The sequence below is a fragment of the Chitinimonas sp. genome (assembly GCF_036568685.1).
Taxonomy (GTDB): domain Bacteria; phylum Pseudomonadota; class Gammaproteobacteria; order Burkholderiales; family Chitinimonadaceae; genus Chitinimonas.
This window is the reverse complement of the sequence record NZ_DATCSC010000071.1, coordinates 59,964-86,827: the sequence shown is the minus strand read 5'-3', so window position 1 is coordinate 86,827 and position 26,864 is coordinate 59,964. Positions and strand designations below refer to the sequence as shown.

23 protein-coding genes are annotated in these 26,864 nt (G+C 63.3%); 14 read left to right on the top strand and 9 right to left on the bottom strand.

The annotated features are described in order from the left end of the window. Position 1: 1 nt before the first annotated feature. Together VIM95_RS11110 and VIM95_RS11105 are read right to left on the bottom strand one after the other, a co-directional pair. Positions 2-511, bottom strand: a complete 510-nt coding sequence (locus VIM95_RS11110; RefSeq protein WP_331985608.1) for a GNAT family N-acetyltransferase — start codon at positions 509-511, stop codon at positions 2-4. Then, entirely contained in the window at positions 511-1,707 is a 1,197-nt protein-coding gene (locus VIM95_RS11105) for a glycine C-acetyltransferase (protein WP_331985606.1), read from the bottom strand. Before VIM95_RS11105 ends, VIM95_RS11110 begins: the two co-directional genes overlap by 1 nt. A 213-nt stretch (positions 1,708-1,920) precedes the next feature. On the opposite strand from VIM95_RS11105, the gene VIM95_RS11100 reads away from it, so the two are divergent. The 3 genes from VIM95_RS11100 (at position 1,921) to VIM95_RS11090 (ending at position 6,706) form a co-directional block, all read left to right on the top strand. Beyond that, complete coding sequence (locus VIM95_RS11100; protein ID WP_331985604.1) at positions 1,921-3,813, top strand: MFS transporter; 1,893 nt, start codon at positions 1,921-1,923, stop codon at positions 3,811-3,813. A 51-nt stretch (positions 3,814-3,864) separates the two neighbouring features. Next, the gene (locus VIM95_RS11095) at positions 3,865-5,607 is read left to right on the top strand and encodes an ABC transporter transmembrane domain-containing protein (RefSeq protein WP_331985602.1); all 1,743 of its coding nucleotides are present in this window, start codon (positions 3,865-3,867) and stop codon (positions 5,605-5,607) included. A 154-nt stretch (positions 5,608-5,761) separates the two neighbouring features. Continuing rightward, positions 5,762-6,706 (top strand): DegV family protein, encoded by a 945-nt coding sequence (locus VIM95_RS11090; RefSeq protein ID WP_331985600.1) that lies wholly within the window; start codon positions 5,762-5,764, stop codon positions 6,704-6,706. 38 nt (positions 6,707-6,744) lie between these two features. Here VIM95_RS11090 and VIM95_RS11085 read toward each other — a convergent pair whose 3' ends face one another. The 3 genes from VIM95_RS11085 to VIM95_RS11075 form a co-directional block, all read right to left on the bottom strand. Next, the gene (locus tag VIM95_RS11085; protein WP_331985598.1) at positions 6,745-7,917 is read right to left on the bottom strand and encodes an O-succinylhomoserine sulfhydrylase; all 1,173 of its coding nucleotides are present in this window, start codon (positions 7,915-7,917) and stop codon (positions 6,745-6,747) included. 96 nt (positions 7,918-8,013) lie between these two features. Continuing rightward, positions 8,014-8,676 (bottom strand): LysE family translocator, encoded by a 663-nt coding sequence (locus VIM95_RS11080; protein ID WP_331985596.1) that lies wholly within the window; start codon positions 8,674-8,676, stop codon positions 8,014-8,016. Between the two features lie 35 nt (positions 8,677-8,711). Beyond that, the gene (locus tag VIM95_RS11075; protein WP_331985594.1) at positions 8,712-9,839 is read right to left on the bottom strand and encodes an MFS transporter; all 1,128 of its coding nucleotides are present in this window, start codon (positions 9,837-9,839) and stop codon (positions 8,712-8,714) included. A 226-nt stretch (positions 9,840-10,065) separates the two neighbouring features. Between VIM95_RS11075 and VIM95_RS11070 the strand changes: the two genes are divergently transcribed. The 8 genes from VIM95_RS11070 to VIM95_RS11035 all read left to right on the top strand — a co-directional run bounded on the left by VIM95_RS11070 (position 10,066) and on the right by VIM95_RS11035 (position 20,503). Beyond that, positions 10,066-11,103 carry an AraC family transcriptional regulator gene (locus VIM95_RS11070; protein ID WP_331985592.1) on the top strand — a complete coding sequence of 346 codons (1,038 nt, stop codon included), beginning with the start codon at positions 10,066-10,068 and terminating at the stop codon, positions 11,101-11,103. Positions 11,104-11,258: 155 nt separating this feature from the next. Continuing rightward, positions 11,259-12,851 carry an FGGY-family carbohydrate kinase gene (locus tag VIM95_RS11065; RefSeq protein ID WP_331985590.1) on the top strand — a complete coding sequence of 531 codons (1,593 nt, stop codon included), beginning with the start codon at positions 11,259-11,261 and terminating at the stop codon, positions 12,849-12,851. A gap of 4 nt (positions 12,852-12,855) precedes the next feature. Further along, positions 12,856-13,491 (top strand): class II aldolase/adducin family protein, encoded by a 636-nt coding sequence (locus tag VIM95_RS11060; protein ID WP_331985588.1) that lies wholly within the window; start codon positions 12,856-12,858, stop codon positions 13,489-13,491. Between the two features lie 13 nt (positions 13,492-13,504). After that, positions 13,505-14,971, top strand: coding sequence for an aspartate aminotransferase family protein (locus tag VIM95_RS11055; RefSeq protein ID WP_331985586.1), 1,467 nt, complete (start codon positions 13,505-13,507; stop codon positions 14,969-14,971). A gap of 3 nt (positions 14,972-14,974) precedes the next feature. Next, positions 14,975-15,622 (top strand): class II aldolase/adducin family protein, encoded by a 648-nt coding sequence (locus VIM95_RS11050; protein WP_331985584.1) that lies wholly within the window; start codon positions 14,975-14,977, stop codon positions 15,620-15,622. 101 nt (positions 15,623-15,723) lie between these two features. Next, positions 15,724-18,120 (top strand): TonB-dependent receptor, encoded by a 2,397-nt coding sequence (locus VIM95_RS11045; protein ID WP_331985582.1) that lies wholly within the window; start codon positions 15,724-15,726, stop codon positions 18,118-18,120. A 23-nt stretch (positions 18,121-18,143) separates the two neighbouring features. Beyond that, the gene (locus VIM95_RS11040) at positions 18,144-19,379 is read left to right on the top strand and encodes a parallel beta-helix domain-containing protein (RefSeq protein WP_331985580.1); all 1,236 of its coding nucleotides are present in this window, start codon (positions 18,144-18,146) and stop codon (positions 19,377-19,379) included. Further along, on the top strand, positions 19,379-20,503 hold the full coding sequence (locus VIM95_RS11035) for an SO2930 family diheme c-type cytochrome (protein WP_331985578.1): 1,125 nt from the start codon (positions 19,379-19,381) through the stop codon (positions 20,501-20,503). Before VIM95_RS11040 ends, VIM95_RS11035 begins: the two co-directional genes overlap by 1 nt. A 65-nt stretch (positions 20,504-20,568) precedes the next feature. Here VIM95_RS11035 and VIM95_RS11030 read toward each other — a convergent pair whose 3' ends face one another. Continuing rightward, positions 20,569-21,696, bottom strand: a complete 1,128-nt coding sequence (locus VIM95_RS11030) for an aromatic ring-hydroxylating dioxygenase subunit alpha (RefSeq protein WP_331985576.1) — start codon at positions 21,694-21,696, stop codon at positions 20,569-20,571. A gap of 416 nt (positions 21,697-22,112) precedes the next feature. Here VIM95_RS11030 and VIM95_RS11025 point away from each other — a divergent pair, with 416 nt between their 5' ends. From VIM95_RS11025 to VIM95_RS11015, 3 genes are read left to right on the top strand one after another with little or no spacing between them, the layout of a single operon-like run. Next, the gene (locus VIM95_RS11025; protein ID WP_331985574.1) at positions 22,113-22,379 is read left to right on the top strand and encodes a hypothetical protein; all 267 of its coding nucleotides are present in this window, start codon (positions 22,113-22,115) and stop codon (positions 22,377-22,379) included. After that, on the top strand, positions 22,379-22,636 hold the full coding sequence (locus tag VIM95_RS11020) for a hypothetical protein (RefSeq protein ID WP_331985572.1): 258 nt from the start codon (positions 22,379-22,381) through the stop codon (positions 22,634-22,636). Before VIM95_RS11025 ends, VIM95_RS11020 begins: the two co-directional genes overlap by 1 nt. A gap of 7 nt (positions 22,637-22,643) precedes the next feature. Next, on the top strand, positions 22,644-24,239 hold the full coding sequence (locus VIM95_RS11015) for a PepSY-associated TM helix domain-containing protein (protein ID WP_331985570.1): 1,596 nt from the start codon (positions 22,644-22,646) through the stop codon (positions 24,237-24,239). Between the two features lie 75 nt (positions 24,240-24,314). Here the strand turns inward: VIM95_RS11015 and VIM95_RS11010 are convergent, their stop codons facing one another. The 3 genes from VIM95_RS11010 to VIM95_RS11000 form a co-directional block, all read right to left on the bottom strand. Beyond that, entirely contained in the window at positions 24,315-25,091 is a 777-nt protein-coding gene (locus tag VIM95_RS11010) for a ferredoxin--NADP reductase (RefSeq protein ID WP_331985568.1), read from the bottom strand. A gap of 128 nt (positions 25,092-25,219) precedes the next feature. Beyond that, on the bottom strand, positions 25,220-25,414 hold the full coding sequence (locus tag VIM95_RS11005; protein ID WP_331985566.1) for a hypothetical protein: 195 nt from the start codon (positions 25,412-25,414) through the stop codon (positions 25,220-25,222). 41 nt (positions 25,415-25,455) lie between these two features. Further along, a complete protein-coding gene (locus VIM95_RS11000; protein ID WP_331985564.1) occupies positions 25,456-26,664 on the bottom strand; it encodes an RtcB family protein in 1,209 nt (402 codons plus the stop codon). Positions 26,665-26,864 lie beyond the last annotated feature (200 nt).

Below are 26,864 nucleotides of genomic sequence, written 5' to 3'. Positions count from 1 at the left end.
GTTACTGTCCTTGCTGGTCTGCCGCCTCGTGAGCGGCTTTCAGATCAATTTCAAAACATATGCGGGCCTGCCCCGGCCCGCCGTGATCGCTGATCACGGGATAGTCGTTCACCGTGGCATCCCCTTCCGCCAGCCTGAAGCCCAGGCTGAGGTGGAAAGCCACGGAAGCATGATTCACGGGCGAGGTGATCGCCTTGATACGGGTGCGCCCGGCAAGCCGGGCATGCGCCATGAATGCCTGGTAGAGCGTGCGTCCCAGCCCCGAACCGCGAGCCGATGGTGCGACACCGATAAAATGAACATAGGCGACATCTGGCTGGGTTTGCGACAAAAAACCCACCAGAAAACCCGCCAGCTCACCTTCGGCCGTCTCTGCAAACAGGCTGCTGTCGCCGAAATGCTCGAAGAGGAAGCGGTGCAGCAGATGATCGACCTGCCGCCCACCCCACCATTCGTTCATTACCGCCCGGATGGGCAGATGATCGGCAACCGTCAACGCACGCAGACGCATCAGATCACGCCCAGTTCCTTACCCACCAAGGTAAAGGCAGCTACCGCACGCTCGATATGCTCGGTGCTATGTGCCGCGCTCATCTGGGTACGGATGCGGGCCCTGCCCTTGGGTACGACCGGGAAGGAGAAGCCGATCACGTAGACGCCGTGTTCCAGCAGCTTGGCAGCCATCTCACCCGCCAAGCGGGCGTCGCCCAGCATCACCGGCACAATGGGGTGCTCGCCCGGCAAGAGGGTAAAGCCGGCGGCGCTCATCTTGTTGCGGAACAACTCGGCATTGGCCTTGACCTTGGCGCGCAGGACAGCACCTTCGGTCTTGAGGATGCGGAACACCTCCAGGCTGGCAGCGGTGATGGAGGGTGCCAGGGAGTTGGAGAACAGATAGGGGCGCGAGCGCTGGCGCAGCAGGTCCACGATGGCACGACGACCCGACACGTAACCACCGGAAGCACCACCGAGCGCCTTGCCCAGGGTACCGGTATAGATATCCACCCGGTCGGCCACGCCACAGTGCTCAGGCGTACCGGCACCGGTCTCGCCGATAAAGCCGACGGCGTGCGAATCATCGACCATGACCAGGGCACCGTACTGGTCGGCCAGGTCGCAGACACCCTTGAGGTTGGCGATATAGCCATCCATGGAGAACACACCGTCGGTGACGATCAGGGTGAAGCGGGCACCGGCGGCCTTGGCGGCCTGCAGCTGGGCTTCCAGATCGGCCATGTCGTTGTTCTTGTAGCGGTAGCGCTGTGCCTTGCAAAGCCGCACGCCGTCGATGATGGAGGCGTGGTTGAGCTCATCTGAGATCACCGCGTCTGCATCGCTCAAGAGGGTCTCGAACACGCCGCCGTTGGCGTCGAAACAGCTGGAGTAGAGGATGGTGTCATCGGTACCCAGGAAGCCCGAGATCGCTGCCTCGAGATCCTTGTGCACCGACTGCGTGCCACAGATAAAGCGCACGCTGGCCACGCCATAGCCGTAATCATCCACGCCCTTCTTGGCCGCCGCGATCAGGCGCGGGTCGTCCGCCAGGCCCAGATAGTTGTTGGCGCAGAAGTTCAGCACTTCCTTGCCGTCACGCAGCTTGATATCAGCCCGCTGGTGGCTGGCGATCACGCGTTCGGGCTTGAAGAAGCCGGCTTCCTTGATACCGGCCAGCTCGGATTCGAGATGCTGGAGAAAAGCGGAATTCATAGGTCTCCTTGGGTGGCCCTGGCGTGGGTAACGCTGCAGCCTGTGAGGTGCCGGGTAGGCAGGAAGGGCCTGATTTTACACCGCCCTTGGAGTTGCGTGGCGCACTCCCGTCGGGTGCGGCTTTCGCTACCGAGCCATGCCACCCTCCAAAGGCTGCGGCAAGCAGCGGCAGCGCTGCTACACTGCGCTGCGTTGTTCCGACAAGAGCCTGCAATGAGCCACAGCAACCAGTTCGACCTGTTCAAGACCCGCCGCTTCCTGCCCCTGTTCGTCACCCAGTTCCTCGGGGCGTTCAACGACAATCTGTTCAAGAACGCCATGCTGGTGATGATCACCTTCTTCGGTCTCGGTTTTGCCGGGCTCGATGCGCCGACGCTGGTGAATGCAGCGGCTGGCATCTTTATCCTGCCCTTCTTCCTCTTTTCGGCCACCGCCGGGCAGTTGGCTGAGAAGTTCGACAAGGCGGCCCTGGCCAGGATGGTCAAGCTGCTGGAGATCATCATCATGGCCATGGCCGCAACCGGCTTTATGCTGCGCAGCGCCGCCATATTGATGGGCTGCCTCTTTCTGATGGGCGTGCACTCCGCCCTGTTTGGCCCGCTCAAGTACTCCATCCTGCCGCAGTACCTGAGCGAGCGGGAGCTCCTGGGCGGCAACGGCCTGATCGAGATGGGTACCTTCGTCGCCATCCTCCTGGGCCAGATCGGCGGCACACTGATCATCGAGGGCAACAAGGACAACCATATGCTGATGGGGGCTGCGATTTCGGCCGCCTGCCTGGGCGTTGCCATACTGGGCTACCTCACCAGCCGCGCCATGCCCCCTGCGCCGCCGCAGGCCAAGGACCTGAAGATCAATTGGAACCTCTTCAGCGAGACCTGGCACATCATCGCCATCAGCCGCCGCAATATGACGGTGTTCCACTCCCTGATGGGCATCTCCTGGTTCTGGTTCTTCGGCGCGGTCTACCTGACCCAGCTGCCGAGCTATGCCAAGGACGTATTGGGCGGCAATGCCGAGGTCTATACCCTCCTGGTTGCGCTGTTCTCCATCGGCGTGGGCGCCGGCTCCGCCCTGTGCGAGGCCCTCTCCGGCCGCAAAGTGGAAATCGGCCTGGTGCCCTTTGGCTCGATCGGCATGTGCGTGTTCGGCATCGACCTGTTCTTTGCCAAGCCGCCCATGCCCGCCCATGACATCGGCGCCCTCGCCTTCCTGCTGGACGCCAGCCACTGGCGTTTGATTGCCGATATCACCCTGCTTGGCACCTTTGGCGGCTTCTTTATCGTGCCGCTGTACGCCTTGATCCAGTTGAAGAGCGAGCCGGAATACCGCTCGCGGGTAATCGCCGCCAACAACATCCTCAACTCCTGCTTCATGGTGGTCTCGGCCATCGTCAGCGTACTGATCCTCAAGGCCGGCGCCAGCATTCCGCAGCTGCTGCTGATCATGGCGCTGATGAATATCCCGGTCGCCTTCTATGTGTATGGCCTGCAGCCGGAATTCCTGATGCGCTTTCTGGTCTGGATCGCTACCCACACCATGTACCGGGTGCGGCACCACGATCTCGGCAATATCCCCGAGGAAGGCCCGGTAATCCTGGTTTGCAACCATGTGAGCTTCATGGACGCACTGGTCATCGGTGGCGCCATCCGCCGCCCGGTACGCTTTGTGATGGACCACCGCATCTTCCGCATTCCGGTGCTGAGCTTTATCTTCAAGACCGCCGGTGCAGTGCCCATTGCCCCCGCCAAGGAAGACCCCGGCATGAAGGAGCGCGCCTTTCTCAAGGTGCAGGAATACCTCTCGCAAGGCGAGGTGGTGTGTATCTTCCCCGAGGGCAAGATCACCTACGACGGCGAGCTGAATGCCTTCCGCCCCGGCGTGGTCGAGATAGCCCAACGCAGCGGCGCCACCGTGGTGCCCATGGCTCTGCGTGGGCTGTGGGGCAGCTTCTTCAGCCGCAAGGACGGCAGCGCCATGCTCAAGATGCCGCGACGCGTCTGGTCGCGGATCGAACTCGTGGCCGGTAAGCCGGTCCCAGCCGGCGAGGTCGATCTCTCCAGCTTGCAGACCCAGGTACAAGCCCTGCGCGGCGACTGGAAATAAACCCGCCTCGGCCCGGTACTACCGGGCCGCTTGTTATCCACCGGATTCACCATGCCCACCGAGTTGACACCCTTACGCCTGATACGCAACCTGGTCCAGCCCTACCGGGCCCGGCTGCTGGTCGCTGCCGCCTCGCTGCTGATCGCCGCAGCCTGCATGCTGCTTCTTGGCCAGGGCTTGCGTGGGGTGATAGACCGGGGCTTCGTAGCCAATGACGCCCACCTGCTGGACCAGGCATTGCTGGCGCTGTTTGGCTTGATCGCCGTACTGGCCGTCGCGACCTATGGCCGCTTCTACAGTGTCTCCTGGCTGGGGGAGCGCATCACCGCCGATCTGCGGCGCAAGGTATTCGATCACCTGCTCACCCTACCGCCCTCCTTCTTTGAGAGTGGCCGCACCGGCGAGGTGATCTCGCGCCTGACCAACGACACCACCCAGATCGAGACCGTGGTGGGTTCGTCGGCATCCATGGCTATCCGCAACCTGCTCCTGCTGGTCGGTGGGCTGGTGATGCTGGCAGTCACCAGCCTCAAGCTAACCCTCCTGGTACTGGTAGGCGTACCACTGGTGGTGGCGCCTATCGTGCTGCTGGGCCGGCGGGTGCGCCGCCTGGCGCGGCAGAGCCAGGACCGGGTGGCCGATGTCAGCGCCCTGATCGACGAGACGGTGCACGAGATCCGTACCGTGCAGGCCTATGGTCACGAGGCCGAGGACCAGCGGGCCTTCGGACTCAAGGTGGAGGCCACCTTCGAGACCGGTCGTACGCGCATACGCCATCGCGCCAGCATGATCGTGGCAGTGCTGGTCTTGGTCTTCGGCGCTGTGGCAGCCATCCTCTGGGTTGGCGGGCACGACGTGCTGGCCGGGCGGATCAGTGCCGGGCAGCTGTCGGCCTTTGTGTTCTACGCGGTGATCGTGGCTGGTGCGGTAGGCACCATCTCGGAGGTGATCGGCGACGTACAGCGTGCTTCCGGCGCGCTGGAGCGACTGGTTGAGCTCTTGGCTACCAGGCCGGACATCGCCGACCCGGTGTCGCCCGCTGCCCTCCCCGTCGGGGCGCGCGGCGAGGTGGTGTTCGATGCGGTGACCTTCCACTACCCCAGCCGGCCGCAGCAAGCCGCGCTGCAGGACTTCAGCCTGCATATCCGCCCCGGCGAGAAGGTGGCCCTGGTCGGTCCTTCCGGTGCCGGCAAGAGCACCGTCTTCCAAATGCTGCTGCGCTTTTACGATCCGGCCCAGGGGCGTATCCGGATCGATGGCCTGGATATCCGTGAGCTGGCACTGACCTCGCTGCGGTCGCAATTGGCCATGGTGTCGCAGGATGCGGTGATCTTTGCCGCCTCGGTCATCGACAATGTGCGCTACGGCCGCCCGGACGCCAGCGAGGCCTTGGTGCGGCAGGCTTGCGAGGCGGCCTTTGCGGCCGAATTCATCGAGCAGTTGCCCGAGGGCTATGCCACCGACCTGGGCGAGCGTGGTGTGCGCCTGTCAGGCGGGCAGCGGCAACGCATTGCCATTGCGCGCGCCATCCTGGCGGACCGGCCGGTACTACTGCTGGACGAAGCCACCAGCGCGCTCGACTCCCACAGCGAGCGCATGGTCCAGCAGGCGCTGGAGCGGCTGATGGAAGGCCGCACCACCCTGATCATTGCCCACCGGCTCTCCACCGTGCTGCACGCCGATCGCATCGTGGTTGTCGACGGCGGCCGAATCAGCGGCATAGGCAGCCACGCCGAGCTGGTGGCCGGCAACCCACTCTACCAGCGGCTGGCCAGCCTGCAGTTGCAGGCATGATGACAAAGTCATACAAGCAATTGATATAAAAGGAATTTTTACGTAACGTTTATCAGAAAAACAGCGTATTCTGGATGTGGAGCAATTGCTCCAAGCATTGGCTTTCCGCTCAAACCGCAACAGACGGTAGCCCTGACCATCCGGAGACAGCACCATGCGCATCGGTATCGTTACCGACTCCAGCTGCGACCTGCCGCGCAGCCTGCTCGACCAGCACCATATCGTGATCATGCCGATCACCATCCACGGCCCACAGGGCGATTTCGTCGACAGCCGCAACCCCAAGGCCACCCTCGCCTTCTATCGCGACGTGTTGTCCGGCCACGAGGCGGACGTCAGCTCCAGCCCCTATAGCGTGGAGCAGATCCGCGAGCTCTTCCTCAAACGGCTGGTACTGGAATTCGACTACGTGTTCTGCGTCACGGTCATGGCCAGCCGCAGCCTGATCTTCGAGAACGCGACCCACGCTTCGCTACGCATACTCAGCGACTACCGGCCCATACGTGAGGCAGCCGGCGTCAAGACGCCGTTCTCGTTACGCGTATTCGACAGCAACCAGCTGTTCACCGGCCAGGGCCTGATCGTGGCCGAGGTGGCACGGCTGGCGGCGGCCGAGGAGTCATCACTCGACATCATCCGCCATATCGATACCCTAACCCGCCACACCCAGGCCTTTTTGGTACCGGCCGGACTCAGCCAACTACGTCACCAGGCACGCAAGCGTGGCGACAAGAGCGTGGGTTTTCTGAGCTATGCGCTCGGTTCCGCGCTCGATATCAAGCCCATCGTGCGGGCCTACCGTGGCGACACCCAGCCGGTGACCAAGGTGCGCGGCTTTGAGGCCGGATGCAATCTGCTGTTCGATAAGGCCATCACCCAGATGCAGGGCGGACTCTTGGCACCGGTGGTTTGCGTAAGCTATGGCGGCGACACTGCGGTGGTGGAATCCATGGAGGGCTACCAGGCACTGCTGCGCGAGGCAGCCGCCCACAAGGTGACGGTACTGCTCTCTGAGATGGGTACCCCGGCCGGCGTCAACATCGGTGCCGGCGCCTTCTCGCTGGCCTTTGCGGCTGAGCACGAGGTGCGATTCGAATAGCATTAAACAAGGGGCGGCAAACCGCCCCTCGCCGAGACTTACAAACCCAGGAGCAGGTCGCGCTGGATATCTTCGATATGTTCCAAACCGACCGAGATACGCACCAGGCCTTCGCCTATGCCGGCCAGCGCCTTGGCCTCGGGGCTGATGCGACCATGGGTGGTGGTGTAGGGATGGGTGATGGTGGTCTTCACGTCGCCGAGGTTGGCGGTGCGGCTCAGCAGCTGCACGCTGTCGATCAACTTCCAGGCGGCTTCCTTACCACCCTTGAGATCGAACGACACCACACCGCCGCCGCCCGACTGCTGCCGCATGGCCAACTCATGCTGCGGGTGCGAGGGTAAACCTGGGTAGTAGACCTTGGCCACGGCAGGTTGCGCTTCCAGCCACTTCGCCAGTGCCAGCGCATTCTCACAATGCGCCTTCATGCGTATGCCCAGCGTCTCCAACCCCTTGGTCAGCACCCAGGCATTGAAGGCCGAAAGGGTTGGACCGGCAGTGCGCAGGAACTGGTAAACCGGCTCGATCAGTGCCTTGCTGCCCACCACCGCCCCACCCAGCACCCGGCCCTGGCCGTCGATGTACTTGGTAGCGGAATGGATAACCAGATCAGCGCCCAGCTTGAGTGGACGCTGCAAGGCGGGCGAACAGAAGCAGTTGTCGACCACCATGATGGCGCCGTGCCGGTGCGCCACCGCCGAGATGGCGGCAATATCGGCCACTTCGGTCAGCGGGTTGGACGGGGTTTCCAGGTAGAACAGCCGGGTTTCCGGCTTCACCGCGGCATCCCAGGCTGCCGGTTGGGTGGCATCCACATAGCTCACCGTGACACCGAACTTGCCCAGCCAGTTGTTGAAGAGCTGGATGGTGGCCCCGAACATACCGGCCGAGGCCAGGATATGGTCACCGGCCTTCAGATGACCCATGCACAGTGCCAGGATGGCCGACATGCCGCTGGCGGTAGCCACGGCGGTCTCCGCGCCTTCCATGGCCGCCAGACGCTCCTGGAACTGGGTAACCGTGGGGTTGGTAAAACGTGAATAGATATAGCCCGGCTCCACACCGGTAAAGCGGGCAGCCGCCTGTGCCGCATTGTCCGCCACGAAGCTGGAGCTCAGGTACAGGGCCTCAGCATGCTCGCCGAACTGGCTGCGCTCCTGACCGGTACGGATGGCCAGCGTTTCCAGGTGATAGTCGAATTCGTCGCTCATGGTGTCTTCGATCCGGGTGGGGTTGCTTGATTTATCGTCGCTGCGCCTAGCAAGGTACAGGCACGGTTGCAGGGTTTGCCAGCCAACTGTCCTGCCTCAGCCTACCGCCAGGCGCAGGCCGAACAGGATGAACACCATGCCCAGCAGGCGGTTGATCCAGAGCGCATAGTGCGGCGCCTCGTCGAGATGGCGCAGGATAAACCCGGCGCCAAGGATCAAGAGGCTTTGGTAGAGACAGTTGAGCGCAATGAACACGGTGCCCAGTACCGCAAAATTCCAGCCGCTGGCGCCCGGCGCCACAAACTGCGGGAAGAAGGCCATGAAGAACACGATGGCCTTGGGGTTGAGCAAGGTCACCAGCAGGCTGCGCCGGTAAGGGCCTGTTGAATCGGGTTGGCTCACCGCCAGGCCCTGCTCCTTGGACAGCAGACTCTTGATGCCCAACCACACCAGGTAGGCACCGCCACCATACTTGAGCACCTCAAAAGCCAGCGGATTGGTCGCCAGCAGCGTGGCGGCGCCGATGGCGGCCGCGGCCATGAGGATGGCATCGCCCGTGCTGGTACCGGCCAAGGCGGCAAAGCCGTGCCGGCGCGAACCGGTGGCCGAGCCCAGGATGGCCAGCGTACCCGGGCCGGGGGATAGGATCAGCAGCGTGGACGCTACCAGGAAAGCGGGGAAATCAATGATGCCGGACATGGAGCAAGTGAAGACGGAAAACAGCCGGCCAGTGTAACGCAGGCCAACGTCCCGCCTCATGGCGCTTGCTTACATGCAAATTCCCTCGCCGGCGATCAACTCCGCACCGCCTCGGGTGCCGGCACCACGGGCGTCAGGCGCAGGCGCTGAAATACCACCGCTGCGCAGAGCATGGATACCCCTACGGCGATGATGGTCGCCACGCTGAAACGCCAGGGGCCGCTCTGTACGTAGCCCTCGCCAGCCAGCGCCGTACCGGCCGCGGCCCCCAGCAAGGCGATCACCAGGGTGCGCAGCACCAGCGCGCCGTCATGGTCGTTCTCGGTCAGGAGGCCGATCAAGAACGGCGTGACCATATAGAAACCGATGTTGACCAGCACCTGGCCCAACAGAAAAGGTGTGGGGCCGAGCCAGTTGAAGAAAACATACAACGCAGCGGCCATGACCACGAAGCCCAGCAACACGCAGTGCAGCCGGTAGGCAGGATTGCGGGTCAACGACGGTACCACGGCCCCGGCAAAACCGGCGATGGAGGAAATGGCGAGAAAGAGGCCTACCGTGGCCGGCGCGATATGGGCAGTGTTCCCCACATAACCACTGACCGCCCACTGCCCCGCCTGCACCGCATAGACCAGCACCACCACCAGCCAGACCAGACCCAGCTGGCGCTTACCCAAGGTAGTGGGCCGCAAGGCGCTGGCCGCCGCCCTGTCTGGCCGGGCGCGGATGGTCAGTACCAAGGGCGCCATCAAGAGCCCCATGCCGGCCAGCCATAGAAAGAGGCTACCCCGCCCGGTTTCCACTGGCAGGACGGAGAGCACATAGAGCAGCAGGCCCATGGCCAGCCCTCCTAGCAGATTGATCTGCCCCCAGATGCGCTCGGCTTGCGGTTCGGCCGCCACCTCGCAGGTAATCAAGCTGAATAGCGCCCCCTCCCCCAAGCCGGTCAAGAAACGCGCCAGGGCGAGCGTCGGGGCGGTATCGAGCACCTGGCTGGCAGCCTCGCCCAGCACCAGGGCCGCCAGGCCGCCCAACATCACGGTGCGCCGAAAATGCAGCACCAGCCGGGGGACGAGCAGGCAATACAGGGCCATGCCGGCGATCTCCACGCTTGCGACCAGGGTGGCGGTCTCTTCCGAAATACCTGGGATGCGTGCCAGCACCAGCACGATCAAGGGCATCACCATGGTGCCATTCAGTGCCGCAGCGAATGCCGCGCTCAAGCCTGCTACCCGCCGCCATGCCGACATCGCCCGCCTCCCCCTGCTCTATGGCACCCAGCCTCGCACTATAGCTGGCCACCGCCAGGCAGACAGGGTCCCAAGCGGCCGGTCAAGGGGTGCGCAAAGGTCAGCGCCTGTCGCAAAACCGTCACCGGGCCAAGCGCTTGCTGGCTGGTTTCAGCGCTTGCACGTCACAATGGGCCATAGCGGATGGAGACATATAAAAATGACCGATATCACCGATGACCGCTACACCGTTGCCAACCTGCCGGTCTATCTGCTGCGCTGCCTAGCGGCCACGGCCGAGGACCTGGGCATACCCGCCAGCCGGCTCTGCATGGGCCTGGGTCTGAGCGTGGACGATCTGGCCAACCCGGCCAGCCGTATTTCCTACCGGCAAGGCAGCATCATGATCCGCCGGGCACTGCAGATGGCGCCGGGGCAAGGCCTGGGCCTGATCATCGGCGAACGGGAGACCATCGCTTCCATTGGCCTTCTGGGTTACGCCATGCTCACCAGCCGCACGCTGGGTGAGGCGGTGGCGCTGGGCCTGAGCCAGCAGAAATTCGCCGGCAGCATGTTGCAGTTCGACCTGGATCAGGATGCACAGACCACCGTCGTTACCGCCTCCTTGAAGTTCCCGGAGCCGGAGATCCATATTTTTTTGGTGGAGGAGGCCTTTGCCAGCTTCCTGCAGATTGCCCGCAGCCTGGTGGGCATCGCCTTCAAGCCCAAGTGGGTGGACCTGGCCTACCCGGAACCGGTCTATGCCGCGGAGTACCGCCGGGTGTTCGATTGTCCCTTGCGCTTTGGCCAGAAGACCAGTGCCTTTGCGGCAGATGCCAGCTGGATCGCCAAGCCGCTGTTGACCTACGACCCGCTGAGCCACCGACAGGCCTTGGAATTCCTAGAGATCGGCATCTCGCGCGAGCGGGACAAGACCGAGTTGTTCGAATCGGTTGAGCGGGCCATACGCCAGCGCATGCAGCAGGCACCCACGTTGAGCGATGTGGCCGGCATGCTCTGCCTGAGCGAGCGCACCCTGCGGCGGCGCTTATCGGACAGCGGGGTGACCTACCAGGCTCTGCTGGATAGCGTGCGCAAGAACCGGGCGATCGAATTACTCGCCAACCCGCGCCTATCTATCGAGCAGGTGGCGCTGGAGGTGGGTTTCAGCGATGCACACAACTTCCGCCGTGCCTTTCGCCGCTGGACCGGCTCAGCCCCGAGCGAGTTACGTGAGCCCGGATTGCGCCCGAGCTAAACCGATCGCTTGATTGGCCGTTTTGCACCCCCAGTTCGACCGCTTGAGCCGTGACGCTCGCCCCCGCAAAGCCTCTACATTGGGCGGCATAGACAGTACCGGACCGGCGATGACAAGCCCGGCCGGGCCGATCATCAGGCTGAGGGTACAAGCACTTGAGCGGAACCGACGACCATTGCTGTGTACTTGCCGTAGACCTCGGTACCTCGGGCTGCAAAACGGCCATCGTCTCTCGTGCTGGCGAGATATTGGGCTGGGCTTACAGAGCGGTCGACACTCGCTTCCTGCCGGGCGACGGCGCCGAGCAGGTACCGGAAGACTGGTGGCAGGCCTTCCTCGGCAGTGCCGGTGAGGCACTGGCACGTAGCGGGGTTGCAGCCCGGCATATCGTGGCGGTGTGTTGCTCCACCCAGGGCGAAGGGACCATACCTGTTGACCGTGAGGGGCTGGCGCTGAGCAATGCCATAACCTGGATGGACATGCGCGGCAGCGAGCAGATACGCCAGCAGTCACGCGGCAGGCTTAATATGGCCGGCTACGATGCCTTCAAGCTCTGGCGCTGGCTGCGCCTCTGTGGCGGCGCACCTGCCTTGTCCGGCAAGGACCCCAGCGCCCATATGCTGTACATCCGGGAGCACATGCCCGAGGTCTACGCATGTACCTACCGGTTCCTGAACGTCCTCGACTACCTCAACTTGCGGCTGACCGGCCGCTTTGTCGCTACCCACGATTCCATCCTGACCTCCTGGGTAACCGACAACCGCGACGCCGGCAAGGTACGTTATCACCCCGGCCTGGTGGCCGACAGCGGCATCGATGCCGACAAATTCCCCGAGATCGTGCCCTGCACCGAGGTACTCGGTCCGCTGCTGCCCGCCGTGGCAGAAGCATTGGGGCTGGACCCAACCACCCGGGTGGTGGCCGGCGCTATCGACAATACGGCAGCGGCTGTCGGGGCCGGCACCCTGGCTGACTATGCCCCTCACCTCTACATCGGTACGTCTTCATGGATAGGTGCGCATGTGCCGCGCAAGCAGACCCACGTCCGCTCTGCCATCGCCTCCCTGCCCTGTGCCGTGCCAGACAAATACCTGATGGTCGCCATGCAGACCACGGCCGGTAGCAACCTGGCCTTTCTGAAGGAGAAGGTGCTCTACCACCAGGACGAGCTGCTGCGCGAAGCCCAGCTACCGGATGTGTACAAGATCATCGACCAGATCGCGGCGCGAGTTCCGGCCGGCAGCAAGGGGCTGATCTATACCCCCTGGCTGTTTGGCGAGCGCTGCCCGGTCGAGGACCGCTCACTTAGGGCTGGCCTCTTCAACCTTTCGCTGCACCATAGCCGCGAGACCATCATCCGGGCCTTTCTTGAGGGAGTGGCGCTCAATACCCGCTGGATGATGAAGCCGGTAGAGCGCTTCCTGGGTCGGCCGGTCCGCGAAATGACCATCCTCGGCGGGGGTGGCAGCTCGGAAGTGTGGTGCCAGATCTTTGCCGATGTGCTGGGCGTGCCCATGCGCCAGCTGGCCGAACCCTTGCAGGCCAATGCGGTCGGGGCGGCTTATATCGCCTTCGTGGGCCTGGGCTTGATCGACTACCCCAGTGCTGCCGCCCAGACCCGCTACCGGCGGGTATTCGAGCCACATGCCGCCCACCACGGTGTGTATGGCGAACGTTATGCCACCTTCGTGGAGCTGTACGAGCGGTTGCAACCGCTCTACCAGCGCCTCTCGCATGCCCAGGGCTAGGACCATGAGCCCCTTCCACGCCCAGCGCCAGGAAGTGATCGATACCTGCTTGCAACTGGCTGAACAGGGCTATCTGGCCGGTACTGGCGGCAATGTGGCGCTAAGGCTCGATGCAGCGCACATCGCAGTCACCCCGACCGCAGCCGACTACTACACCCTGGAGGTGGAGGATATCTGTGTACTGCGCTTGGACACGCTGGCGCAGGCCGAAGGCCGCCTGGCGCCCTCGGTGGAGAGTGGCCTGCATGCTGCCCTGCTGCGGGCCAAGCCGGCCATGCAGGCATCGGTGCACACCCACCAGCCGCTCGCCAGCGCCATGGCCCTGCTCAATACCGCTATCCCCCTACCCCTGCCGGCCGACCAGGCCCTGCTGGGCCGCGAAGTTGCCATCGTGCCCTATGCGCCATCCGGCACCGGCCTGCTGGTCCGCGCCCTGCGCCGTAGGCTGTTGCCCGAAATACAGGCCTACCTGCTACGCAACCACGGTTTGATCTGTGCTGCCCGCAGCCTGCCCGAAGCTGTCGACCAGCTGGGCCGCATCGAGCGTGCGGCAGCGAGCTTTCTACGCCAGCGCATTGCTGCGCGCGCGTCTGGCGGCTTGCAAGCACTGACCCTCGCCGCCCTGACCGACCAACCGTGAAAGCCCTCTCTCCATGAAGTTGAATGACGCCCCCCAGCCCAGTGACAGTGGCTACGCGATCAGCCAGTGGCAGGACACCGACGCCATCTACGAACGACTGCAAACGCTGTTGAAGGCGCCACTGCGGCCGATACGGCGCGAACGCATGGACGAGGTACTCAATTACTTTACCGCCCACTGCCAGGGCTCCAAGGCACTGGCGGAACGGGCCGCCACCGTCATACCGGGCGGTGTGCAACATAACCTGGCCTTCAACCATCCTTTCCCACTGGCGGTAGCACGCTGTGACGGCGCCCATATGTGGGATGTAGACGGCAACCGCTATATCGACTTCCTGCAGGCTGGCGGCCCTACCCTGCTCGGTTCCAACCATCCGGCGGTACGGGAGAAAGTCCATACCCTGCTGGACGAGTGCGGACCAGTGACCGGCATGTTCCATGAGTACGAGGTCAAGCTGGCCGAGCTGATCCGCCAGCATATGCCGGCGGTGGAGATGTTCCGCATGCTGGGCTCCGGCACCGAGGGCGTGATGGGAGCCATCCGGCTGGCGCGGGCCTTTACCGGCAAGCGCTGTGTGATCAAGGTGGGTGGCGCCTATCACGGCTGGAGTGACCAGATGGTTTACGGCATGCGCCTGCCCGGTACCGGCCGGCGCGAGGCCACCGGCATCCCACGCGGCGCCACCGGCGCAACCCAGGAATGCTTCCCCAACGACCTGGATGCGCTGCGCCGCAAGCTTTGGCTCAACCGGCTGCGCGGCGGCACCGCGGCCGTGATCGTCGAGCCGCTCGGCCCCGAGAGCGGTACCCGGCCGGTACACCGCGACTACAACGCCGGGGTACGCAAGCTCTGCGACGAATTCGGCGCGCTGCTGATCTTTGACGAGGTAGTCACCGGCTTTCGGGTCGGCATGGGGGGAGCACAGGGCTACTTTGGCGTGGCGCCGGACCTGACCGTGTTCGGCAAATGCCTGACCGGCGGATACCTGATGGCGGGCGGCATAGGCGGCCGCAAGGACGTCATGATGCTGCTGGCCGGCGGCATAGGCGCACTCAGCAAGCGGGCCTTCGTGGGCGGCACCCTGTCTGCCAACCCGCTCTCCTGCGTGGCCGGCTACTACGCGATCAGCGAGATGGCCCGCAGCAATGCACCGGTAGTCGCCGGCCGCGCCGGCGACCGGCTCTGCCGCGGGCTGCAGGAGATCATCACCCGCCGGCAGCTGCCCTATGTGGCCTACAACCAGGGCTCCATCGTGCACCTGCAAACCTCGGCGGTACTGCTCCTGAGCACCCGCAACCCGATCAAGCTGCTCAAGGAAGTGAAGGCCCGCAAGCACATGATGGAGGAGATGGGGGCCGCCTACATGGCCCACGGCATCGTCACCCTGGCCGGCAGCCGGCTCTATACCAGCATGGCCGATACCGACGAGATCATCGACGAAGCACTCGAGCGCTTCGATACCGTGCTGAGCCTGGTCTAGCCCATGCGTGAACACGAGGATCTCTCGCAAAGCCTGCACGAAGCCGCCACCCGGTTGCGCGGCAAAAGCCTATTCGATGCCGGGGCCTGCCTATCGGTGCTGATGCCTGGCGAGGCGGCCTTTCTGCTGTTGGACCAGCAGAGCGATATCGGCAGGCATGACCTGGCATCGGCCGGCCAACCCGCCAGCGGGACTGCGGCCTTGCATGCCCGTATCTACCAAGCCCGAGGCGACGTGGGCGCGGTGTTGCAGGCAGCGCCCACTTGGGCGGCTGCGCTGGGTCAACTGGCCGCGCCCATGCCAGGGATCTTCGATGAACAGATACGCCACCTGGGGGCGCAGATTGGCCAAGTACCGGACTGGCGGCAAGGAAGCAAGCTGGAAGCCGCGCTGGCGCTTGGCAACAACGGTTATGGCCTGGGCACGCAGGTGCTGTGCCTGGGTATGACGCTGGAACGGCTGGTCTTCAATGCCGAGCTATTGGAGAAATGCGCCAAGGCCTATCTGCTGGCGCACAGCACCGGCATGCCGGTGGGGCGCATCCCCTGGCTGGTACGCTGGGTGGCAGGTGGGCGGCTGCGCAAGGACCAGCGGCGGGCGGCGCAGCGCCATGCTGCCGGGCAGTTGGCAGAGCGTTCGAAGGCGTACTAGGAAAAGGCAGGTTTGCAGGACGGCAGCAGCAGGATTAATCAGCGGCACTTAGAAAGTGAGCAGCACCCGGCATCAACACCAACCATAAGCAAGGGGCAGTCATGACTTTCCGCAAGCACAGCATCGCCATTGGTATCTCGATGATAGGCAGCACCGCGCTGAGCCTGGCCCCGCCGGCCATGGCGGCGGAGGAAGGCGGCGAAGCCGCGATCACGGTTACCGCGCAGAGCCGCAGCCAGAGTGCGCAGAGCGTGCCCATCCCCTTGCAGGTGGTTACCTCGGAGCAAATGGACAAGCTGGGTGCCAACAACCTCGGCGAGGTGAACGGCTATATCCCCGGCCTGACGGTTGATGCCGGCCAGCCCACCCAGCCCAACTTCACCCTGCGCGGCCTTGGAGCCAGCGACTTCGGCATCGGTACCGATTCGCCGGTGGGGGTGTATGTGGATGGCGTCTACACCGGCAAGACCGGCGGTTCGCTGATGAACTTCAATGACGTGCAGCGCATCGAGGTGCTCAAGGGCCCGCAGGGTACCCTGTTCGGGCGTAATAGCGCGGCCGGAGCGATCTCCATCGTCAACAACGAACCTGACACGGTCACGCCCATCTACTCGGGCCGGGTACGGCTTGGTGAGTACGGCGAGCGCAATGTGGACGTGCTGCTCAACCAGCCCATCAACGAGCAGATGGCGCTGCGCTTCAGCGCGGTCAGCCAGCGATCGGACGGCTGGCTTAGTGATGCCGCTACCGGCGAGAAACTCAATGGCACCAAGAACTGGGGCACGCGGCTCGCCTTCCGCTGGGAGCCCAGCCTGCGCGCCAAGCTCAATGTCAGCTGGGAGCATGAGGAGCTGGACCAGAAGGCGCGGCCCGCCATTGGCCTCGTGGCCCTACCGGATACCCCGGCCCTGCCCCCGGTGCCTGTCGACACCGCCAACTACCTCGATCCGCGCACGGCACCGGTCTACAACGACGCGGTCGGCAACCGTGAGGGACGCATTTTCGACGGCCTGACAGCCAGACTGGATGTACCACTGGGTTGGGCGGACTTCCGCTCGACCACCGCCTACCGGCGCTTCCATTCCATCAACCATGAGGACAACGACGGCACCAACCGGCAATACACCTACCTCGACACCGCCAACATCGAGCGCAACCGCAGCTGGCAGCAGGAATTCCGCTTCTCGGGCAAGGATGAGCGCATCGACTGGGTGGCCGGGCTGAGTTTCTTCCATGAGAACGCCAAACAGAACAGCCAGGTGAACACCTACACCGATACGCTGGACACGCTCTCCTTCAATATGGCGGGGCTGCCTATCTACAGCACGATCGCGCAACTGAGCGGGCTCGACCTCCTGGGAAACACCTGGCAAGAGAATATGTACAACGAGGCGCGTAACCGCGCTCAGGCGATCTACGGCGACGTGATCTGGCACCTGAGCCCGGCCTGGAACCTGACCACCGGCCTGCGCTTCACCCGCGACAAGAAGGAATTCAGCTGGTACCAACCGCTACGCAACGCCGCCGCAGTGGACGCGGGCGTCGCTGGTCTGAGCCAGGCGGGCTTCTTTGAGCAAGTGGCACAGATGATGGGACAGGATGTGGCCAACCAGTTGCAGGGCTTTCTGAGCCAGAACCAGCTGCTCACCAGCCCCGGCGCCAGCGGCGCGCCGCTCACCGCCAGCAATAGCTGGACCGACTGGAGCCCGCGCCTGGTGCTGGACTACAAGCTCGCGCCGGACCATATGGTCTATGCCTCGCTCGCCAAGGGTTACCAGGCCGGTGGCTACAACGCGCTGCAGCAGGTCGGCAGCAAGTTCGATCCGGAGACGGTGCGCAATGTGGAGTTCGGCATCAAGAGCTATTTCCGCGATGCCAAGCTGCTGCTCAACGCCTCGGTGTTCGCCTACCGCTTTACCAATCTGCAGCAGTTGAGCCTTGTGAACATCAACAGCTCCGGCGTGCCGCAGTACCAGGTCACAACCAGCGACCAGAAGGCCGAGGGCCTGGACCTGGAGGCGCGCTGGCAAGCAGCCCGCAGCCTGCAGCTGACCCTGGCCAGCGAGTATCTGAACCAGCGCTACGGCAGCTATACGAGCTCGGCCGGCACCAACCTGAGCGGCCAACCGGTAGGCAACCCGAAGTGGACCGTGGCAGTGGGTGCCGACTACACCTGGAGCGATGTGTTCGGCGGCAAGCTGATGGGCAGCCTGCAGAACGCCTATACCAGCGCCCACCGCTGCAATGCGGATTCGCAGGCGCAGGGCAGCTGTCTGCAGACCAACCGCTTTACGGTGGGCGCAGCCACCAACCGCACCGACTTGCGGCTGCGTTGGGATGCACCGTCGCGGCGCTGGAACGTGGCGCTGCTGGTCAACAATCTGTTTGACCGCCGTTATGTCACCGGGGTCTACAACATCGCCCAGGCGCTGGGTTCGACCTATGGCGCAGTCACGTCGCCGCGGACCACGGCCATCGAATTCGGCATCAGCATGTGATGCGATAGCCAAGGATACCCACCATGCGCACTCTTCCCACCCTGCTGCGTCTTGTGAGCCTGCTGGTCGCTCTGCCCGCCTTGGCTGAGACGCCAAGCGAGCAGATCATGGCGCAGTTTATCGATGCGACCGACGGCAGCGTGATCACCCTGCCCGAGGGCCGTTTCGAGTTCAGCCAGACGCTGTCAATTTCGGCCAACGGCGTCACCATCAAGGGCGCCGGCAAGGACAGAACCGTCCTCTCCTTCAAGGGCCAGCAGAGCGGCAACGGCATCGATGCCAGTGGCAAGCGGTTAACCTTTGAGGACTTTGCCATCGTCGACAGCAAGGCAGACGGGCTCAAGGTACAGAATTGCGAGGATTTGGTGATCCGCCGCCTGTCCGTGGACTGGAGCGGCCCGGTCAAGGCCAGCAATGGCGGCTACGGCCTCTACCCAGTGGCCTGCAAGCGCATCCTGCTGGAGGAAAACACCATACGTGGTGCCTCCGATTCCGGCCTCTATGTCGGCCAGACCGAAGACATCATCGTCCGCCGCAACACGGTCATCGAAAACGTGGCAGGGATAGAGATCGAAAACTCGCTGCGGGCCGATGTGTACGACAACGACGCCCGCAACAACACCGGCGGCATCCTGGTGTTCTCGCTGCCCGACCTGCCGGTGATACGTAACGGCGCCGGCACGCGGATCTTCGGCAACCGCATCCATGACAACAACACCGCCAACTTTGCGCCCAAGGGCAATATCGTGGGCCTGGTGCCGGCCGGAACCGGGGTGATGATCCTGGCCAACCGCGACGTGGAAATTTTCGACAACCAGATCGAGAACCACCGCTCCGCCAGCCTGATACTGACCAGCTACTACGCAACCGAGCGGCCTATCAACGACCCGCAGTACCAGGCGCAGGCGCGCAATACCTATATCCACGGCAACCGCATGCGTAACGGTGGCTATTCGGCCGACGGCATGCTCAAGGACCTCCAAGGCGGCATGCGCCTGGCCGGGGTCAAGCTCGAGCGCATACCGCATGTGGTGCACGACGGCATCCTGGCCGGCAAGGCGGCCTCCATCAGCGAGCTCAAGCTGTGCATACGGGACAACCAGCTCGATGGCGAGAGCATGGCCTTCGTGGACATGCGGCTGGAGGATGCCGGCTTCTGGAAGGCGCTGTTCCGCATGTGGGAGCCGCGCGCCACACAAGCGACGCCGAGTGAATACGACTGCACTTTGCCGCCGCTGCCGGCGGTGGCGCTGCGCTGATGTGGGCCTGCTTGCGACAGCTGGGCCATAGCGCGCTACTGCTGTGGACCAGCCTGGCGATGGCTGCCACCGCCATCCCCGAGCAACTGGCCGACTACGGGGTGCTCAAGCGGGAGGGCAACACACTGCGCGTGGCCGGCAACACCATGGTCTACCAGCTTGCGGCCCCGCTCTTCACCGACTACGCGCTCAAATTCCGCACCCTTACCCTGCCAGCCGGTGCCAAGGTCGGCTACCAGGCCGATGAGGTCTGGGACCTGCCCATCGGCACCGTGATCAGCAAGACCTTCTTCTACGCCCGTGACCCGGCCAAGCCTGGGGGCTGGCTCAAAGGAAACAAGTTGGAAGGCGGCGAGCAGATCGATCTTGAGCACTACCGACTGGTGGAGACGCGCATACTGCGGCGCGACGTGGATGGTAACTGGCAGGCCAACACCTATGTGTGGAACGAGGCGCAGACGGAGGCTCGACTGCGGCGCATAGGCCAGGAGGTGGTGAGTACCCTGCGTGACCCGGCCAGCGGCAAGGTGGCTGAGCTGCGCTATGGTGTGCCCAACGCTCGCCAATGCCAGACCTGTCACGCGGTCGATTCGACCCGCGGCCAGACCGGCATACAGCCCATAGGCATCAAGACCCGCTACCTCAATATCGACTACCTCTATCGCGATGGCCGCAGCAACCAGTTGGTGAAGCTTGGTAGATTGGGCAGCGTCGACGGCCTGCCGGCCGAGCTTGCCAGCCTGCCGACCGCGGTGGCCTATGCCGATCCGAAGGCGGGTTCCCTGGATGCACGGGCGCGCAGCTATCTGGAGATCAACTGCATGCACTGCCACAACAGCCTGGGCGACGCCCGGCAATCCGGCCTGTTGCTGACGCCGACCGCCGAGGGCAGTGCGCTGGGCGTCTGCAAGCAGCATGTGGCGGCAGGCGCAGGCGGCGCCGACCTGGCCTATGACATCGTGCCGGGCAAGCCGGAGCAGTCGCTGCTGCTATCGCGCCTGCAAGCCACGGGCGGCCAGGCCATCATGCCGCGCATAGGTCGCAGCCTGGTGGATGAAGATGGGATACGGTTGATACGCGAGTGGATCACCGCCATGCCGGGTGACTGCGTAGTGCGCCGCTGAGGACCGACGACAAAACAAAACGGGATGCCGAATGGCATCCCGTTTTTGTCTGGCAGTGCGGCAGATCAGCCGCGTGCGGCCGGAATATGCTCGCCCATCTGGCGACGCATGAACTCGTGGAAGTGCTGCATGCCGTCTTCCATCGGGCTCTGGTAGGGACCGAACTCGTCGCGACCTTCCTTGTACAGGCGCTCGCGACCTTCCTCCATGCGGCGGATGATTTCCATGTCCTCTACCGCAGTCTCCTGGTAGGCCGTCTGTTCGGCAGCCATGAATTCCGGCTCGAACAGGGCGACTTCCTCAGGGTAGTAGAACTCCACCACGTTCTTGTAGCGGCGCGGGCCATCCGGCAACAGGGTGGAGATCACCAGGGTGTGCGGGTACCACTCCACCATCACATTGGGGTAGTAGGTCAACCAGATGGCGCCGTGCTTGGGCATCTCGCCACGGTTGAACTCCAGCACCTGCTTGTGCCATTCGGCATAGGACTTGGAGCCGGCGCGGGCGAGGCCGTTGTTGATACCCACGGTCTGCACCGAATACCAGTCGGCAAACTCCCATTTCAGGTCGTCGCACTGCACGAAGCGGCCCAGGCCGGGATGGAAGGGATCGACGTGGTAGTCCTCGAGGTAGACCTCGATAAAGGTCTTCCAGTTACCCTCATAACTGTCGACCTGCACGCTGTGCAGCATGTAGTTGCTGAAATCGAGGTCGCGGGCAACGCCCAGGTCCTTGAGGTCGGCTTCCACGTCGCGGCCGCCGCTGCCCAGCTCGAACAACATGCCGTTCCAGTTCTGCAAACGGGTGTTGGGCAGGTTGAGGCAGGGCTTGTCGGGAAAATGCGGGGCACCGATCAGGGTGCCCTGGTTGTCGTAGGTCCAGCGGTGCAGCGGACAAACGATGTGCGTGCCATTGCCGCGCCCATCGAGCATCAGAGCCTGGCGGTGACGGCAGATATTGGATAGCAGCTGCACACCGCCTTCGGTGCGCTTGAGCATGCGGGCACGGTCGTACATTTCCAACACCTGATAGTCACCCACATTGGGTACCATCAGCTCATGGCCGACGTAGCGCGGTCCGCGGGCGAACAGCAGTTCCTGCTCGAGCTTGTAGAAGTCCTCGTCGAAATAGACGGAGACAGGCAATTGCGCGTTGGCTGCGCGCAGCAGTTGGTTGGATTCCAGCTTGGACATATCCCACACCCCCAAGAGTCGGAGTTGGGCGCAATCCAGCTTTGAAGCGCTCCAAACACCCGAAGGTCTAAGAACGTCTTGCCTTGATGGATTACGAGTCGGACAGGCGTTGCGCCTGGCCGGAGAGGGGCGGACAGCCCTCCTCCCTAGCCTCATGGCCCTTTGGGGCAAGCACCAGGCGCGTCCCATACGGCTGAGACACCCTAATACCCGCGCTGGGCGAGGTGCCGCAGCGCTAAAAAAACGAGGGCGGATTGTCCCTCAAAGCGTTACCCGGGGCAAGCCTTTTCTGGCGGCCACATCTGGAAAACAGCCTTACAGATTAAGCACATAGCGATAGACCATTGTATTTCGTTGACCCTGGCCAAGCAAATTAATGATAATGAGAATGAATTCCAATTAAATGATTAGCTTCCATGCTCTTATTGGCCTGCCTGCTCTCGCTCGCCGCAACCTGCGTGATCTACCTGCTCTCCCCCAACCAGCGTTGGCGCAGCCAACCGCTGTCGCAGGCCTGGCAGCTGCCAGCCTGGGGGCTGAGCCTTACAAGTCTGGTGCTCTGGTGCGCCGCCAACGGTAGCGTAGCCGGCCCCTTTGCCTGGCTGACCACGCTGATGCTGGGTTGCGTGGTACTGCCCTACTTCGCCCTGCTGCGTAAGCAAACCAGCCAGGAGGCACGCTGATGTGGCGCCGTTTCTGGCTGGCCTTCCTGCTGGGCTTCCCGCTGGCAGTCGCCTTGACCGGCTTGATTGCCTGGAGCCTGCCCGGCCGCTGGCAAGCCACCCTGGTACCGGCCTTTATCCCCTTGCTGCCCTTTTGGGTGGCCATCATTGCCTGCGCCGTGCTGTGGCGCAGCACCTGGCAGACGCTATGGCGCCTGCTGGGGCTGAATGCACTTGCCTTTACCGTACTCTGGCTGCTCAAGACGGTAGCGATCTGACCCCGACATGCTGAAATCCACCACCCTCCGCCTCTATATTGCACTGCATAGCTGGATAGGCATCGTCTGCGGCTTTGCGCTGTTTGTCGCCTTCTATGCCGGCTCGCTGACGGTCTTCCACCACGAGATCCATGCCTGGCAGGCTGAAACCGGCCAAGCGGGCAACGCCAAACCTGGCGATGGACAGGCGCTGGTCAACGCATTGCTGGCGCGTCACCCCGAGGCCAGCGCCATGTTCGTGTTGGTGCCGCCGGGCGAGGAATCGCACCAGTGGTCCATCATGTGGCGTGACGCCAAGCGCGAATGGCAGCATGCCGATCTTGCCGGCTTGCAGCACGAGGGCCATGCCGAGCAATCGGCACTGGGGGATCTGGTCAATACCCTGCACTACTCGCTGGGCATACCCAAGGTCGGTACCTATCTGATGGGTATCGTCAGCCTGATGTATGGCGTCGCCCTGGTCTCGGGCCTGCTGATCCACCTGCCCAAGCTCAAGGACGACCTGTTCGCGCTGCGGCCGGGCCGTAATCTCAAGCGTTACTGGCAGGATGCGCACAATGTGATCGGCATCCTCAGCCTGCCCTTCCATCTGATCTTCGCGCTGACCGGCGGGCTTTTTGGCCTCTACGCCATCCTCGCCTTTGCGCTCAACACCCTGGTCTATGACGGCAAGCTGATGGCCGAGATCGAACCGGCCATGGGTGCTCTACCCAGGCAGGAAGCCAGCGGTAAACCAGCCGCCATGCTGCCGGTGGGCGAGCTGCTGGCGCGTGCGCAAGCAGCAGCGCCGCAGCACCACGTGGAATCGCTGCGCTTTGTGCACTATGGCGATGCCAACGGTGCGGTAGAGGTCTTTGGCGAGGCGGAAAAGACCATCGGCCCCTATGGCACGCTGGCCATCTCCACCACCAGTGGCCAGGTGCTCAATGTCCAGGTCGCGCAGCAGCGCGATACCAACCATGCCGTGCTAAGTTCGCTCTATAGCCTGCATTTCGGCCTCTTTGGTGCCGACACGGTGCGCTGGCTGTACTTCCTGCTTGGCATCGCCGGCGCCTTCCTGTTCTATTCCGGCAACCTCCTGTGGATCGAATCGCGCCGCAAGCGCCAGGCCGAGGTGCAGCCGCGCAAGTTGCGCTGGATGGCACAGGCGTCGGTCGGTATCTGTCTCGGGGTTTGCCTGGGTATATCGCTGGCCTTTGTGGCTGCCAAGCTGTCGCCTGCGCTGGGTTGGCCGGTGCAGGCCGCCGAGCAGTGGGCCTGCTACGGTGGCTGGTTGCTGGCCACACTCTGGAGTTTTGCCCGTCCGCCGGCACGTGCAGCAGTTGAGCTATTGCTGGCCAATTCGATGGCGGCCCTGGCCGTGCCGCTGGCGCGCATCGTGGCGGGCGACCCGCTATGGCAGGCAGCCATGCGCGGTGACGGCGGCATTGTGGGCGTGGACCTGGTGGCCATCGCACTGGCTATCGGCTTTGCCGCGCTGGCCAGGCTGACTTGGCAACGTGCGCATAACGGCCAGGACAACAGTGTCTGGAGCCTACGGGCCAGCAATCCCGGCGTTGCAGCCCAGCCCACCCTGCCACTGCAGGCCGAGGCTGAACGCTGATCGTCCCGCCGCCAGGCAATGTGCAAATGAAAATGGCTCGCCTAGGCGAGCCATTTTTGTTGCCGGTGCTGGCGCTTACTTCTCGACGAAGGCGCGCTCGATCACATAGTCGCCTGGCTCACCAATGCGCGGCGAGACCTTGAAGCCACGGGCATCCAGCAGCGCCGCGGTGTCCTTGAGCATGCTGGGGCTGCCGCACATCATGGCACGGTCGGTTTCCGGGTTCAGCGGGGGCAGGCCCAGGTCTTCGCACAGCTTGCCGCTCTCGATCAGATCGGTCAGGCGGCCCTGGTTGCGGAATTCCTCGCGGGTCACGCTGGGGTAGTAGACCAGCTTCTGCTGGATCACATCGCCGAAGAATTCGTTCTTGGGCAGTTCGTTCTGGATGTAATCGGCGTAGGCCAACTCGTTCACAAAGCGCACACCGTGGAACAGGATGACCTTGTCGAAGTTTTCGTAGGTCTCCGGGTCCTTGATGATGGACATGAAGGGCGCAAGGCCAGTACCGGTGCCGAACAGGAACAGGTTCTTGCCGGGCTTGAGGTCATGGATGACCAGGGTGCCGGTGGGCTTGCGGCTGACCAGCAGTTCGTCGCCCACCTTGAGGTGCTGCAGGCGCGAAGTCAGCGGGCCGTTGGGCACCTTGATGCTGAAGAATTCGAGGTGTTCCTCGTAGTTGGCGCTGGCGATCGAGTAGGCGCGCATCAGGGGGCGCTCACCGACCTGCAGGCCGATCATCACGAAGTGGCCGTTCTCGAAGCGCAGACCGGGGTCGCGCGTGGTGGTGAAGCTGAACAGGGTGTCGTTCCAGTGATGGACGCTCAGTACGCGCTCGGTAGCAATCGTGGACATGGGGTATGGATGAGAACGGCTGTTATTGGGGCAAGCAGCGATTTTACCAAAGTATTAGAACTTTCCTCCACACATTCAGGCATTTGCAATCATTAAATTGGAATAAAAAGCCCTGCTCTCAGCAGGGCTTACGCAAGTCGGCAACACAATGAAACAGGGGTGGGGAAAAAATCCTCCCACCCCTGTTTGACGGCCTTGGCCAGCGCCTGCCGCGCATCACGGCGCTTCACCTTTTCGCGCTTGTCGTGCGCCCCCGCCTGCCTTTGCCTTGCGGCCAGGGCATGCGGGTTGCGCGGCTTGGGTAGGGTGACTTTGAGCTTCATGGCAGTACTCCTTGCTTGGAAGGTTAACGATCAGAGGCCGGTCAGCCCTTGATGCACATCACTTGCTTGAGGGTATGGACGATCTCGACCAGATCGGTCTGTTGCGCCATGACCTGATCGATATCCTTGTAGGCGGCCGGGATCTCATCGACCACGCCACCGTCCTTGCGGCACTCCACGCCTTGGGTCTGCTCGCGCAGATCAAAGTGGTTGAAGCGACGCTTGGCTTCGGTCCGACTCATACGCCGCCCTGCCCCATGCGAGCAGGAGCAGAAGGACTGCGCATTCCCCAGACCGCGAACGATAAAGCTCTTCGCCCCCATGGAGCCCGGGATGATGCCCAGTTGGCCAGCCTGGGCCGAGATGGCGCCCTTACGGGTAATGAACAGCTTTTCGCCAAAGTGGGTTTCCTGCTCCACATAGTTGTGATGGCAGTTGATCGCTTCATCGGTCAGGGTAAAGCTCGGTACATGCGGCCGCAGTGCCTCCACCACCAGGCGCATCATTTCGCGCCGGTTGGCGTAGGCATAGTCCTGCGCCCAGTCGAGCGCTTCGACGTAGTCGTCGAACAGCATGGACCCTTCGCTGAAGTAGGACAGGTCACGGTCGGGCAGATTCACCTTGTGGCGGCGCATGTCCTTGCGAGCCGCCTCAATGAAATAGCGCCCGATCACATTACCGGTACCGCGGCTGCCCGAGTGCAGCATGACCCAGACCCGCTGCGCTTCATCGATGCAGAGTTCGATGAAATGGTTGCCGCCACCCAGGGTGCCAATCTGGCAGACCCAGGTCTGGGCGAACTTGCGCTGCATTTTCATCAGGCCAGGGTGCTTGCCGACGATACGGTCCAGCCTGTCGTCCAGCGGGCGGGCCACCCGTTGGTGGGCCGAGCCGCGCACTCTGTCCCATTCGTGCTGGGCAAAGCCGACCGGCACGGCGGCCTCCACCGCCGAGCGCAGCTTGGCCAGGTTGTCCGGCAGATCGGAAGCGGTCAGCGAAGTGCGTACCGCATTCATGCCACAGCCGATATCCACCCCGACTGCGGCCGGGATGATGGCCCCCTTGGTAGGGATGACGGAACCGACCGTGGCACCGATGCCCAGGTGTACATCGGGCATGGCGGCCACATGGCCGTGCACGATGGGCAGCGCAGCGACGTTCTTCAGTTGCTGGATGGCGTCATGCTCGATGTCGTCAGTCCAGACTTTTACCGGCACGCGATCGCCGGCGAGGGTTTTCAAGATAGGCATAGATGGATCATTCCCAATATCTCCCTCCCCGGCCTTGAAGGTGGTTTGGCGCGAGGACGGAATGCAAAAGCCCCGGACACGGCCGGGGCTTTGCGGGCAACCGGCGTGAGGGCATCGACCCCTCACGCCAATGGCGAAATGGGTCAGCTAGTCGTTACGGTGGAGTTTTGCCAGGTCATGAAGGTGCTCCTTTCCGGTCG

Coding starts and splice junctions, on each gene's coding strand:
- VIM95_RS11070 (WP_331985592.1), top strand. CDS start 10,066: ATGACCGATATCACCGATGACCGCTACACCGTTGCCAACCTGCCGGTC.
- VIM95_RS11055 (WP_331985586.1), top strand. CDS start 13,505: ATGAAGTTGAATGACGCCCCCCAGCCCAGTGACAGTGGCTACGCGATC.
- VIM95_RS11095 (WP_331985602.1), top strand. CDS start 3,865: ATGCCCACCGAGTTGACACCCTTACGCCTGATACGCAACCTGGTCCAG.
- VIM95_RS11045 (WP_331985582.1), top strand. CDS start 15,724: ATGACTTTCCGCAAGCACAGCATCGCCATTGGTATCTCGATGATAGGC.
- VIM95_RS11025 (WP_331985574.1), top strand. CDS start 22,113: ATGCTCTTATTGGCCTGCCTGCTCTCGCTCGCCGCAACCTGCGTGATC.
- VIM95_RS11110 (WP_331985608.1), bottom strand. CDS start 511: ATGCGTCTGCGTGCGTTGACGGTTGCCGATCATCTGCCCATCCGGGCG.
- VIM95_RS11015 (WP_331985570.1), top strand. CDS start 22,644: ATGCTGAAATCCACCACCCTCCGCCTCTATATTGCACTGCATAGCTGG.
- VIM95_RS11100 (WP_331985604.1), top strand. CDS start 1,921: ATGAGCCACAGCAACCAGTTCGACCTGTTCAAGACCCGCCGCTTCCTG.
- VIM95_RS11000 (WP_331985564.1), bottom strand. CDS start 26,664: ATGCCTATCTTGAAAACCCTCGCCGGCGATCGCGTGCCGGTAAAAGTC.
- VIM95_RS11005 (WP_331985566.1), bottom strand. CDS start 25,414: ATGAAGCTCAAAGTCACCCTACCCAAGCCGCGCAACCCGCATGCCCTG.
- VIM95_RS11080 (WP_331985596.1), bottom strand. CDS start 8,676: ATGAGGCGGGACGTTGGCCTGCGTTACACTGGCCGGCTGTTTTCCGTC.
- VIM95_RS11090 (WP_331985600.1), top strand. CDS start 5,762: ATGCGCATCGGTATCGTTACCGACTCCAGCTGCGACCTGCCGCGCAGC.
- VIM95_RS11085 (WP_331985598.1), bottom strand. CDS start 7,917: ATGAGCGACGAATTCGACTATCACCTGGAAACGCTGGCCATCCGTACC.
- VIM95_RS11035 (WP_331985578.1), top strand. CDS start 19,379: ATGTGGGCCTGCTTGCGACAGCTGGGCCATAGCGCGCTACTGCTGTGG.
- VIM95_RS11020 (WP_331985572.1), top strand. CDS start 22,379: ATGTGGCGCCGTTTCTGGCTGGCCTTCCTGCTGGGCTTCCCGCTGGCA.
- VIM95_RS11010 (WP_331985568.1), bottom strand. CDS start 25,091: ATGTCCACGATTGCTACCGAGCGCGTACTGAGCGTCCATCACTGGAAC.
- VIM95_RS11050 (WP_331985584.1), top strand. CDS start 14,975: ATGCGTGAACACGAGGATCTCTCGCAAAGCCTGCACGAAGCCGCCACC.
- VIM95_RS11030 (WP_331985576.1), bottom strand. CDS start 21,696: ATGTCCAAGCTGGAATCCAACCAACTGCTGCGCGCAGCCAACGCGCAA.
- VIM95_RS11105 (WP_331985606.1), bottom strand. CDS start 1,707: ATGAATTCCGCTTTTCTCCAGCATCTCGAATCCGAGCTGGCCGGTATC.
- VIM95_RS11060 (WP_331985588.1), top strand. CDS start 12,856: ATGAGCCCCTTCCACGCCCAGCGCCAGGAAGTGATCGATACCTGCTTG.
- VIM95_RS11040 (WP_331985580.1), top strand. CDS start 18,144: ATGCGCACTCTTCCCACCCTGCTGCGTCTTGTGAGCCTGCTGGTCGCT.